This window comes from Shouchella patagoniensis, from assembly GCF_002019705.1.
In the GTDB taxonomy this organism is placed as follows: domain Bacteria; phylum Bacillota; class Bacilli; order Bacillales; family Bacillaceae_D; genus Shouchella; species Shouchella patagoniensis.
In genome coordinates this window covers 246,565-259,023 of the sequence record NZ_KV917377.1, presented here as the reverse complement: position 1 = coordinate 259,023, position 12,459 = coordinate 246,565, and the positions used below count along the sequence as shown (strand labels likewise).

The window sequence follows — 12,459 nt, the reverse complement described above, 5'->3', positions numbered from 1 at the left end:
TAACACGAATTTACATACAAGACGAGTATTGCCATTATAAAAACCTTGAGATGACTAAGGTTTTAGTGCCTCTAACAATATCGACTGTCCTTTAAAACGTATGATGTTATTTCTACGTTCTTCCACGTTTAAAGCGTGTTTTAATTCAAGCGGTTGTGCAAAGATCCAGTTTTCTAATCTTTTCTTAACATCCTCTTTCATCTGTACTCTACCCGTCCAGTCTTGAAAATCAAATTCTTTTTTAAAAACGTGTAATTGTACGATTTCAAATTCAACAGCTTCAACCATGGATAGCCATTCTGATTTTTTGTAAGCACGTTTATGACTTCCATCTCTCTTATACTCCAGTTCATTATAAAAATGATCACACGCGTCATCTTCCAAAGCTACGTTATCAAGTAAAAAGAAACGTCCACCTGGCTTTAATACACGGAATGCCTCTGCGATAAAAGCAGCTACATTCATAAAGTGATGTGCCGCAATTCGACAAACAACAAAATCAAATGTACTTTCTTTAAATGGCAATTTCTCCGCAGGTGCTTCGATGAACTGTACATTTGTAATTCCACTTTCATCGAGATGTTTTTCAGCAACAGCTAGCATTTCTGGAGTTAAATCTATAGCCACAATTTCTTTTACATAAGGTGCCATTTTCTTTGCTACATGCCCTCCACCTGTTGCAACATCTAATAAAGAAGTCGCTTCTGAACCTTTAACTAATTGTTCAAGCAAATTTAAATCCATTCCTTTTGCATGCTTCTTACTCGTCACATATGCACTTGCATAAGCACCAAACTGTTCTTTAGCACTTTTCCCCATTTTTCATCTCCCCTTCTTTTTCTTTTCTTAGTTATAGTATAAGGGAAGAAATAATCGGAAAGATAATGCCATTTTCTTATCATTATGTATAAGAAAAAAACCTTTGGCTAAGCCAAAGGTTTTAATTCTTTACGTAAATGGTCATTTTCTTCCAATATGCGAACAAACTCGCCTCGGTTAAATGGATAACCCGCTTCTTTTATTTTCACTTTAACGATACTTCCTACCATTGATTCATCAGCGGGAAGTTTTACTTTTAAATAATTATCCGTATAACCTACATATAGCCCGCTATCCGGATTGTCTTTATCCCGTTCTTCAGGGATTACTTCTAAGACTTCATTTTCAAAACTTGATGCGTATTCTTTTGCAAGTTGGTTTGAAAGTTCGATTAACCGATGAACGCGTTTATTCTTCACTTCTTCATCAACTTGATCTGTCATTCTCGCAGCAGGTGTTCCTGTCCGCATTGAATAAGGAAATACGTGTAACTCACTAAATTGATGTTTAGCAATAAAATCATATGTTTCTTGGAATTCTTGCTCTGTCTCGCCAGGAAAGCCAACGATTACATCAGACGTAATCGCTAAACGTGGCAATACTTTTTTTAATTTTGTAATACGCTCTGCAAAAGCATCCATCGTATATTTCCGACGCATCCGCTTCAAAACAGTGTCCGAACCAGATTGAAGGGGTATATGCATATGACGTACCACTTTAGTTGATTTTCCAATAACAGCAATGACTTCATCTGTCAATTGGCTCGCTTCAATTGAAGAGATACGGATGCGCTTTAATCCACTTACATTCTCCAAATCTTCAAGTAACCTTGCTAAGCTATAATCTTTTAAGTCTTCACCGTATCCTCCAGTATGAATTCCGGTTAAAACAATTTCTTTATAACCTGCTTCAACGAGCTGTTGGGCTTGTTTTACTACTTCCTCCGGATCACGGGAACGCATCAGTCCACGAGCCCAAGGAATAATGCAGAATGTACAAAAATTGTTGCAACCTTCTTGGATTTTCAATGAAGCACGTGTGCGATCAGTAAAAGAAGGCACATCTAATTCTTCGTATACACGAGATTTCATAATGTTACCTACGCCATTAATGGGTTGACGTTCTTGCTTATACTGCTCAATATAACCAATCATTTTTGTTCGATCTTGCGTCCCTACTACAATATCAACTCCTGGAATTGCCATAATTTCAGCAGGAGATGTTTGAGCATAACAGCCTGTTACACAGATGACTGCGTCTGGGTTTTTGCGGATCGCACGTCGAATGACTTGTCGGCTTTTTTTATCGCCAGTATTGGTTACAGTGCATGTATTAATAACATAAACATCCGCAGCTTGTTCATATTCTACTTTTTCATAGCCCTCATGTTTAAAGAGCTGCCAAATTGCTTCAGTTTCGTAATGATTTACTTTACAACCTAATGTATGAAACGCAACGGTTGACAATAGATTCACCTCAAATTTCTAAATGGTACGAAAGGGCAGCCAAAACATATAGGCTCGCCGTCTCCGTTCGAACGATTCGAGGTCCTATGCCACAGGCAACTGCCCCGGATTCACAGAATAAGTTAACTTCTTCACGGCTAAGTCCGCCTTCTGGACCAACAACGATAAGCATAGTCATCTCTTTTTCTAGTCGTTCAAACGCTTTTTTTAAACGCCCTACTTCACCAATTTTTGCTTCTTCTTCATCACAAATGATACATACATCATAGTTCTTCATGTTCTCTGCTAATTGTTTAACAGTTAAAGGAGCACGAACTTCTGGTACTTTCATTCGATGCGATTGCTCCGCCGCTTCTTTTGCGATTTTTTGCAAACGCTCCATTTTTTTACGCTCTTTCTTCTCGTCCCATTTTACAACAGAACGTTTGGCAGTGAAAGGAAGAAAAGCGTAAGCACCTAATTCAGTACCTTTTTGAACAATTGTTTCAAGCTTATCGCCTTTCGGAAGACCTTGCGCAACTGTAACCCGTACAGCCATTTCTGGAGTGGTGTCAATTTCCGCTAAGATCCGCCCTTCACTTCGTTCCTTATCTACCAACGATAACTCAACTTGAACTGCTCTTCCTTGCTCATTTACACATATCACTTCACTGCCTGCCTGCATTCGCATCACTCGTGCTATATGGCCGGCATCCTCCCCTGTAATTTCTACAGATTTAGAGGACATTTGCTTATCCGCAATAAAATAACGTTGCATCACACACCTCTTTATACAGGCTTAACAGCTTTAATCGCAACCCAATCATCTAATTCAGTCACATCTTCTACTTGAAAACCAGCGTCTTCTAGTGATTTTATCACATCATCTTTTTTGCGAGAAATAATTCCTGAAGTCAAAAACACCCCACCTGGTTTTACTACTCTAAAAGCGTCATATGTAAACGAGATAATGACTTCTGCCAATATGTTAGCTACGACTAAATCTGCAGCGTTAGGCTGAACACCTTCAAGTAAGTTATTTTGTGCGATTTCGATAAAGGGTTCCGCTCGATTTAAGCGAAAATTCTCTTTTGCGCTATTAACGGCTACTTCATCCAAATCCAGTGCTCGAATAGGTCCAGCTCCATATTTCCATGCGGCTAAAGCCAATACCCCTGAGCCCGTACCCACGTCAATAACTGAATCGCCCTGTTTCACCGCTTCTTCTAAAGATCTGATCGACAAAATCGTAGTTGGATGTGTTCCTGTACCAAAAGCCATCCCTGGGTCAAGTTCAATCGTCATTTCACCTTGTCCAGGCTCATAATCTTCCCATGTCGGGACAATAGTCAATTGCTCGGTTATTTGTACCGGATGGTAATACTTCTTCCATGCAGTAGCCCAATCTTCATCATCGACTTCAACATAATCCATCTCAGCTCGTCCGATATTAATTGAGAAATTCTCCAACTCTTTTATGCGGTTTTGTACGTGGCTCATTGTTTGTTTAAACGTATCATTCATTGGAAAATAGGCTTTGACCATAACGCCTTCCTCGGGATAATCATCAGGTGATAACTCATACACTTCACCGTATTTGACACTCCATTCTGTTACAAGATCATGAGGGTCTTCAATTGCAACACCCGCTGCACCAGATTCGTGTAGTACATTAGAAACTGGTTCAACTGCTTCCTGTGTGGTGTGAACACGAAATTCTGCCCATTTCATTGTATTAGCTCCCTTATTAATCCTATAAATCATTTTTTCCGTAAAATAGGTGAAGGAATGCTTAAAACAAGCTTCCTTCACCATATATATACGTAGTCTTAACTTGATTAATCGCCTTTAAACGCTCGACGTAATTTATCAAAAAAGCCGTCGTTTTGCTCTTCAGGCTTTCCACCGCTCATTCCAGCGAATTCACGCATTAGTTCTTTTTCGTTTTCATTTAAGGTTTTTGGTGTTACTACACGTATTTGTACATGTTGGTCACCTTGGCCACGTCCGTGAACATTTGGTACACCCTTTCCACGCAAGCGGAAGTTTGTACCTGTCTGTGTACCTGCTGGAATTTTTAATTTTACTTTTCCAGTCAATGTCGGTACTTCTATTTCGTCTCCAAGTGCCACCTGTGGGAATGTAAGTGGTACTTCGCAATAAATGTCTTCGCCTTCACGGTCAAAGAATTCATGTGTCTTCACTTGGAATACAACATAAAGATCACCTGCAGGCCCGCCATTAGCACCAGCTTCTCCTTGACCCGTTACACGTAGCTGTTGTCCATTATCAATTCCTGCTGGTACTTTCACACTGATTTTTTTACGTTTCTTCACTTTGCCTTTTCCATGACACGTTCCACATTTATGTTTAATCGTTTTCCCTGTTCCCTCACAATGATTACACACGCGGCGATTAACGACCCTGCCAAATGGTGTATTTTGCTCTACATTTAACTGACCAGAGCCTCCGCAATGAGAACATGTTTCAGGTTTAGTCCCGGCTTTAGCACCTGAACCGTCACACGTTTCACATGTCTCTTCCCGAGGAATTTCGATTTCCGTATCTTTTCCAAAAACAGCTTCCTTGAATTCAAGTGTCATTGTATATTGGAGGTCATTCCCTTGGCGTGGTGCGTTTGGATTACGACGGCCACCACCGCCATTTCCACCAAAGAACATATCAAAAATATCGCTAAAACCACCGAAGTCTCCTGTTCCACCAGCACCACCGAACCCTTGATTTGGATCAGTATGACCAAATTGATCATAATGCGCTTTCTTCTGTGGATCACTTAATGTATCGTATGCTTCCTTTACTTCTTTAAATTTTGTTTCAGCACCCTCTTCTTTGTTTACATCTGGGTGATATTTCCGAGCTAATTTGCGGTACGCTTTTTTCACTTCTTCTTCAGAAGAGCCTTGGCTTACCCCGAGCACCTCATAAAAATCTCGTTTACTCACGTTTTTCCTCCCGACTGAATGCGACTTTTTGCCGCCTCACGTTTTCTCACATAACGTTCATCTTATCACCAGGTAAGCGCTCCTTGCAATAGGAGACACCTATTTCAGAGAAAAAAGCCAAAGCCATGACGCTGACTTTGACTTTTCTCCAATCCGCTCTTATTTCTTTTCGTCGTCATTTACTTCTTCATAGTCCGCATCAACAACATTCTCATCTTGTTGCTCTGCACCTTCGCCACCAGCTTCTTGTTGCTGCTGGGCCGCTTGCGCTGCTTGCTCATACATTTTTGTTGTCAAAGCTGTGACGATTTCTTGAAGCTCGTCTTTTGCTGTTTTAATTTCTTCCTCGTTATCCGATTCAAGTGCAGTTTTTAGCTTGTCTTTTGCTGCTTCTGCTTTATCTTTTTCTTCTTGCTCAACATTATCACCTAAATCTTTAAGTGTTTTTTCAGTTGAGAAAACGAGTTGATCTGCTTCATTACGAAGCTCTACTTGCTCACGACGTTTTTTATCTGCTTCAGCATTTTCTTCTGCATCATGAACCATTTTTTCAATTTCTTCATCAGAAAGACCAGATGATGAAGTAATTGTAATTGATTGTTCTTTGTTTGTTCCAAGATCTTTTGCTTTTACATTTACAATTCCGTTTGCATCTAAATCAAATGTTACTTCAATTTGTGGGACTCCACGTGGAGCTGGTGGGATATCACTAAGTTGGAAACGACCAAGCGTTTTGTTGTCAGCTGCCATTTCGCGTTCACCTTGAAGCACATGGATATCTACAGAAGGTTGGTTATCAGCCGCTGTAGAGAATGTTTGTGATTTTGATGTTGGAATTGTTGTATTACGGTCAATTAGCTTAGTGAAGACTCCGCCCATTGTTTCAATACCAAGTGAAAGTGGTGTAACGTCAAGAAGAACAACGTCTTTAACATCTCCAGTCAATACACCTGCTTGAATTGCTGCACCTAGAGCAACAACTTCATCTGGGTTAACTCCTTTGTGTGAGTCTTTTCCAGTTAAACGTTTAATCGCTTCCTGTACTGCAGGAATACGCGTTGATCCACCTACAAGAACAACTTTATCAATTTCAGAAGCTGACATTCCTGCATCTGATAATGCCCGACGTGTCGGTGCTAATGTACGTTCAACAAGTTCAGAAGAAATCTCATCGAATTTCGCACGAGTCAAGTTGATTTCGAGGTGCTTTGGTCCTGAAGAATCTGCAGTGATAAACGGTAATGAAATTTGTGTTTGTGTGACACCAGAAAGATCTTTTTTCGCTTTTTCAGCAGCGTCTTTCAAACGTTGCATTGCCATTTTATCTTGTGCTAAATCAATGCCGTTTTCTTTTTTAAATTCTGCTACAAGATAGTCCATGATAACATCATCAAAGTCATCGCCACCTAGCTTGTTATCACCAGAAGTTGCTTTTACTTCGAAGAAACCATCACCAAGCTCAAGGATTGATACGTCAAATGTACCGCCTCCTAAGTCATAGACAAGAATTGTTTGATCTTCTTCTTTCTCAAGCCCATATGCAAGCGCTGCTGCAGTTGGTTCGTTAACGATACGATCTACTTCCAGACCAGCAATTTTTCCAGCATCTTTTGTCGCTTGGCGTTGTGAGTCATTAAAGTAAGCAGGTACTGTAATAACTGCCTTCGTTACCTTTTCACCTAAATATGCTTCTGCATCGGACTTAAGCTTTTGTAAAATAATCGCTGAAAGTTCTTGTGGAGAATAACTCTTTCCATCTACTTCTACTTTGTAGTCTGTTCCCATGTGACGTTTAATAGAAATAACCGTGTTTGGGTTCGTAATAGCTTGACGTTTTGCCACTTCTCCAACAAGACGCTCGCCATCTTTAAATGCAACTACAGATGGGGTCGTACGGTTGCCTTCTGGATTTGGAATTACAGTTGCTTCTCCGCCTTCCATAACTGCTACACATGAATTTGTTGTACCTAAGTCAATTCCAATAATTTTACTCATTTCTTTTTTCCTCCCAAAACTATGAATTCACTTTTACCATAGAATGCCGAATGACTCGGTCTTTTAATTGATATCCTTTTTGAAGCTCCTCGACAATCTGGTTGCTGTCATATCCTTCTTCTTCTACTTGCATCACTGCTTGGTGAAGATGTGGATCAAACATTTCCCCTTTTGTCGGAATAACCTCAACACCTTCATTTTTTAACGCATCTTGAATTTGACGGTTAACCATTTCCATTCCTTGAAGAAGCTGTTTTGCTTCGTCGTGTTGTGGTTCAACAGTTAACGCCCGATCAAAATTATCAAGTGCAGGCAAAAGCTTTTCAATAAATCCTTGTGCACGATATTTAGCTTGTGCTTCTTTTTCTTCATTTGTACGGCGACGGAAGTTTTCATAATCCGCTCGAACACGAGCAAGGCGATCTTTTGTTTCTGCCAACTCTATTTCAAGAGGGTGAACCTCTGACTCTTCATCATTCGCCTCAATCGTTTCTTCATTAGAAGCTTCTTTTTGCTCAACTTCTTTTTCAGCTTCAGGCATTTCCTGCTCAAGTGATTCATTTTCCAAAATTGTTTCATCTTTCTTTTCTTCAGCCATGATTGTTCACCTCCTAGTATGTTTCCGTATTTACAGACTTGATTCTTGGACAGCTTAGCAAATAACCTAGCTAGTCTGCAAATACTTCGATTGGTGCATGTGTCATGCAATTACATTGCCTAACACTCATGCTTTATGTAGAGCAGCAGATTAGCTGCTGCGCATACCATCACTCATTAAATCCTGTTAACAGTTTAGACAAATCTTTTGAAAGCGAATCAACCACTTTAATCATTCGCCTATACTCCATCCTTGTTGGCCCAATCACTCCAAGTGTTCCAACATGACGACCATTAATCGCATAAGAAGCAGTAATAATGCTGCAAGCTTCAAATGCTTCTAATTGGTTTTCTTGACCAATTGAGACTTGTAATCCGTCTGCCTGTTGTGTTCGGAACCACTGCTGCAATAGATTCTCTTCTTCTAACGTTTTATAAACTAAACGCATTTTGCCAACATCCTGAAATTCAGGTTGCTCCATTAAATTCGTTTTTCCCGAGAAAAACAATTTTTCACTCACACCAGAGACCATCGTCCGCTCCAACATACCGAGCACTTGTTGATAATTGTCAATATGATCTCGGAATAGTTGTCCTAACTCTATATTGATTTTCTTTTGCAACTGGGAAAGAGGTGTTCCGATTAATCGCTCATTTAAAAGATTAACGGTTCGCTCTAAATCAGTAGACGTTACACCTTCTCCAATTTGCACAAGGTGATTCTCAACATGACCTGTATCGCTCACAACAATAACAACGGCCTTTCGGCTGTCCATTGGGATGATTTGAATATTTTTCAGTTTTTCATTCAACGATTCAGGTCCAAGAACAACAGAAACGTAACTAGTCATCTCTGACAATATCCGTGCTGATTCTTGAAAGACTTCTTCCATTGCTTCCAAACTTGCAGAGGTTAGTCGGGAAAGCCCTGCGCGTTCTGCAACAGTCAATCGGTGTGGAGATAATAAATGGTCTACATAATAGCGATATCCATGCTGTGAAGGCACTCTTCCAGCTGAACTATGCGGCTTTTCCAGAAAACCAAGTTCTTCAAGGTCTGCCATCTCATTTCGTATTGTTGCTGGACTATACGGAATATCATTCCGTTTTGAGATGCTTCGTGAACCAACAGGCTCTGCGGAACGAACATAATCGTCAACGATTGCATGTAAAATCATAAGTTGTCTTTCCGTTAACATTCCAAGCACCTCCCTGTTAGCACTCTAAGCAAGCGAGTGCTAATACTATTGTTACACTATCAAAAAGAGGCTCTGTTGTCAATTGCTAAAAGCTCATTTTTTCCATAGTTAAAAGGCTTCTTCATCTAAAACGGCAACAAATAATTCAAACGCCTCATTTCCTAGGAGCAACCCTTCTTCCGTTAGTTTTAAATGACTTGTTGTTTCCTCTATCAAACCTTTTTGTATCCCTATGCGAATTTCGTCTGCGAATAATTCGTTTATATCATACCCATAATGTGCCTTAAATGATTCTTTATCAATCCCATCACGAATGCGTAATCCTAAGAAAACCGCTTCTTCAAGCCATTCCACTTTAGAGACCTGATGTTCCCTCATTCTCGCTTGACCCTTATCCATAACTGCATCAATATACTTTTGGATTGGATTAATATTTTGATACCTCACCTGCCGCTCGTAACCGGATGCTCCAGCTCCAAAACCTGCATATTCCTCGTTTTTCCAATAGACAAGATTATGCTTACTCTCATATCCCATTTTCCCAAAGTTACTAATTTCATATTGATACAATCCAGCTTGTGATGTTTTTAATCGCAATAAATCATACATTGCTACATCCGCTTCTTCTGGTGGTAAGCGTAGTTTCCCTTTTTTATAACGATTGTAAAACACGGTTTGCTTTTCAACTTTCAACATATAAGCTGAAATATGTTCTACTCCTAATGCTAAGGCTTTATCTAAGGAATCGGAAAAATGCTCGACTGTTTGGTTAGGAAGGCCTAACATTAAGTCAACGGACAAGTTCGTAAATCCTTGATTTCTCGCTGTGACAATTGCCTGTTGCACACTCTCTGGCGAGTGTGTTCGCCCAATTTCATCTAATAACGGTTGGGTAAATGTTTGAACACCTAAACTCAAACGGGTTACTCCATGTTTCTTCAAGACACTTAGTTTGTTTTCATCCGCACTATCTGGATTCACTTCAACCGACCATTCAAGTAAGGCATCTAACTGAAAAACGGTATGCATTGCGGTCATTAGTCGATCAAGTTGTTGTGCAGATAATGCCGTAGGTGTTCCACCACCTATATATATGGTCTGAATCGGAACCTTTTTTCGAGACTGTTCTGAATGCTCCATCTCCTTAATTAACGCATCAATATATGCTTCAACAGGCTGATTTTCTAAAAATACCTTATTAAAGTCGCAGTAATGACATATATGTTCGCAAAAAGGGATGTGTACATAAATTGATTGGCCCATAGATTTACTCTCCTTCTCACATGAAAAAAGCCTGCCTACATCGCAGGCGGCTTTTTCAGACTTAGTTATCGTCCATGCGCAAGACAGCCATAAATGCTTCCTACAGCACGCTAGTAATTACCTGTATTCTAATGTATTTATTTGTATCTAGCAAGCGATGCGGAACCCCGATTTTATGGGGTTCTAAATCCTAATATATATTTAATTATACTTTAATGTATCTTACCATATCTTTTGTTCCGGGTGCCTGATAGACGGCTCATTTTTTCCGTTAGTCTTCCTTATTATAATTGTAAAAATATAACCCTTAAATTACTTTAGATCAATATTACAAAAAGTGTTGACTAACCATACTATCGATAGTGTGGTTAGAGTATAGAAAGGAGGAGATAACGAGTGGATGTAGACAAGATAATCGTTTTACTGGCAGGCGTCGCTGGAGCCCGGTACCTTAGAAACCGATCAACTGCTAGAAACTTTGTTAAGAAGCAAGCGACAGTAGAAGACTTACAAGAGTTGGAAAATTTCACCTTAGAAAGACGGGACAAGCTTTCGGAGGAGAAATAACAATAATGTGTTGTGTTAGAAATGAAAAAAGTGCCCGTGCAGGGGCGCTTTTTGTCATTAAGAAAGGTTTTTGCTAGATCCCGATACGGGTATAACTATAGCTTTTACTACTCGGTAACCTCCATTATTTGCTATATGAGCACACTTTCAATCTTAGCCAAACGAACAAGATTCTGCGAATTAGTTTCATCTACTAGTATAATATAGTCTTCTTGAACAGCTTCTAACGTTCCTACTAAAATTCCGAAAGGTGTAAAGACCTCTATAGTATCCCCAATTAATGAGATCAGCAGTTCTCTTAAAGGAAATCTTTCGGCTGGAGGGCTTGGTATAGGCAAGGTTGGAAGGTTTTGACGGGACCGCTCAAAATACTGTATATTACTGTGACACACACAGCACTTTTTATATCGAACACTACACATTACTTTTTTCTCCCCTCTCCCTTCTTTTTAATATTAAATGCCACAATAAAAAATTTGATTGTATGTTTACCTAGTGTTAAATTAGTGACCTCTTTACATTGTTATAAAGTTTTTCCTTCATTCAAAAAAACCGTCCCTAAGAACGGCCGCGCTGTTTAATCTTATTGCGCTTTTACCTTTAATCTACACGTAATTTTTAACGTTTACGCAAAAACGTTAAAAGGATAATCTAATACAGCCTGGCTTTTAAGAGGGGCTTTTTATTTGATTTACTGCAAATGCACTTGTAAAAAAAACTTGTAATTCCACTTTAACGGATGCCTTATGACGATATATGAAATTCCTACAAAATTAATGCAGGAAGCATTTGTAGAAGCAAAGAAACTCAAACTACAAGAAGATTTTACAGACATTTTTAAAAATGAATTAATCCGAAGGAGTGTTGATTTTACTAGCGATGGTAGCTAAAAATTCTTTTTCAGTAAAAGTCAGCTTTCTTCCCAACTTATATTCAAACTCATTTATTAATTTGTTTAGAACATCTTTCACGCCTAAATGAATCCCCCTTTCTAGCTTTTGCTTGTACGCGCAATTTTCGAAAAAGTAATTCAATTGTATTATATTAACGTTTCACAAATCAAATCACGAAACTTGCTGAAGCTGTTTTTTGTATGTGTAATAAAACAAGCTTTTCTTAGAATAGTTATAATCCAAGAAAAGAGGGGATTAGTTGAGAGTGGATGAGTTAATCAAGTTATTAAATAAAATTGAAGATAAAAATAAAGAAGTGTCTATTCACCATTTAATTTACTTGCAAGAGGAAGGAATTATTGTGAAGGAGGAGAAAGAACTATTGTGTATAATTTCTGACAACGATACATGCGTCCACCTTAGTTCTGGTTTAGTTGAGGCTGGACCGTCAACACTTTTTTAGACACTTTTTTTGTGGGCAGTTTGTTTGAATTCAATTGGGCTTTGATACTGTAAGGTTCCATGCAGACGAAAATGGTTATACCAATGAAGATAGTCAGCTAGTTCACGTTCTAAGTCCGTGGTTGTGTCGAACGTATAGCGCTTTAGGAACTCGACTTTCACGATATGAAACATGGATTCAGCTACCGCATTGTCGTAGGGACATCCTTTTAAACTTAACGAACGTTCAATCCCAAACACCTGAAGCGATTCGTCT

General features: G+C 39.2%; 13 protein-coding genes. 3 read left to right on the top strand and 10 right to left on the bottom strand.

The annotated features are described in order from the left end of the window. Positions 1–54 precede the first annotated feature (54 nt). From BK584_RS01480 to hemW, 9 genes are all read right to left on the bottom strand, one after another. Positions 55–819: a class I SAM-dependent methyltransferase gene (locus BK584_RS01480; protein WP_078390945.1), complete on the bottom strand. Its 765-nt coding sequence runs from the start codon at positions 817–819 to the stop codon at positions 55–57. A gap of 107 nt (positions 820–926) precedes the next feature. Beyond that, complete coding sequence (mtaB, locus tag BK584_RS01475) at positions 927–2,285, bottom strand: tRNA (N(6)-L-threonylcarbamoyladenosine(37)-C(2))-methylthiotransferase MtaB (RefSeq protein ID WP_078390944.1); 1,359 nt, start codon at positions 2,283–2,285, stop codon at positions 927–929. 10 nt (positions 2,286–2,295) lie between these two features. Next, the gene (locus tag BK584_RS01470) at positions 2,296–3,042 is read right to left on the bottom strand and encodes a 16S rRNA (uracil(1498)-N(3))-methyltransferase (RefSeq protein ID WP_078390943.1); all 747 of its coding nucleotides are present in this window, start codon (positions 3,040–3,042) and stop codon (positions 2,296–2,298) included. An 11-nt stretch (positions 3,043–3,053) separates the two neighbouring features. Beyond that, positions 3,054–3,995, bottom strand: a complete 942-nt coding sequence (gene prmA / locus BK584_RS01465) for a 50S ribosomal protein L11 methyltransferase (RefSeq protein WP_078390942.1) — start codon at positions 3,993–3,995, stop codon at positions 3,054–3,056. 107 nt (positions 3,996–4,102) lie between these two features. Continuing rightward, the gene (dnaJ, locus tag BK584_RS01460; protein WP_078390941.1) at positions 4,103–5,227 is read right to left on the bottom strand and encodes a molecular chaperone DnaJ; all 1,125 of its coding nucleotides are present in this window, start codon (positions 5,225–5,227) and stop codon (positions 4,103–4,105) included. Between the two features lie 159 nt (positions 5,228–5,386). Beyond that, entirely contained in the window at positions 5,387–7,222 is a 1,836-nt protein-coding gene (gene dnaK / locus BK584_RS01455; protein ID WP_078390940.1) for a molecular chaperone DnaK, read from the bottom strand. A gap of 19 nt (positions 7,223–7,241) precedes the next feature. Continuing rightward, positions 7,242–7,820, bottom strand: a complete 579-nt coding sequence (gene grpE, locus BK584_RS01450; protein ID WP_078390939.1) for a nucleotide exchange factor GrpE — start codon at positions 7,818–7,820, stop codon at positions 7,242–7,244. Positions 7,821–7,989: 169 nt separating this feature from the next. Next, on the bottom strand, positions 7,990–9,018 hold the full coding sequence (gene hrcA / locus BK584_RS01445) for a heat-inducible transcriptional repressor HrcA (protein ID WP_078390938.1): 1,029 nt from the start codon (positions 9,016–9,018) through the stop codon (positions 7,990–7,992). A gap of 108 nt (positions 9,019–9,126) precedes the next feature. After that, positions 9,127–10,281, bottom strand: coding sequence for a radical SAM family heme chaperone HemW (gene hemW, locus BK584_RS01440; protein ID WP_078390937.1), 1,155 nt, complete (start codon positions 10,279–10,281; stop codon positions 9,127–9,129). Between the two features lie 396 nt (positions 10,282–10,677). Here hemW and BK584_RS24405 point away from each other — a divergent pair, with 396 nt between their 5' ends. The 3 genes from BK584_RS24405 (at position 10,678) to BK584_RS01425 (ending at position 12,204) form a co-directional block, all read left to right on the top strand. After that, positions 10,678–10,848 (top strand): hypothetical protein, encoded by a 171-nt coding sequence (locus BK584_RS24405; protein ID WP_169870983.1) that lies wholly within the window; start codon positions 10,678–10,680, stop codon positions 10,846–10,848. A gap of 746 nt (positions 10,849–11,594) precedes the next feature. Further along, complete coding sequence (gene sda / locus BK584_RS25490) at positions 11,595–11,738, top strand: sporulation histidine kinase inhibitor Sda (protein WP_078390935.1); 144 nt, start codon at positions 11,595–11,597, stop codon at positions 11,736–11,738. 268 nt (positions 11,739–12,006) lie between these two features. Next, on the top strand, positions 12,007–12,204 hold the full coding sequence (locus tag BK584_RS01425) for a hypothetical protein (RefSeq protein WP_078390934.1): 198 nt from the start codon (positions 12,007–12,009) through the stop codon (positions 12,202–12,204). Here BK584_RS01425 and BK584_RS24990 read toward each other — a convergent pair. Further along, on the bottom strand, positions 12,201–12,459 hold a 259-nt coding region (locus tag BK584_RS24990), incomplete at its 5' end, for an IS3 family transposase (RefSeq protein WP_245808784.1). The genes BK584_RS01425 and BK584_RS24990 overlap by 4 nt on opposite strands.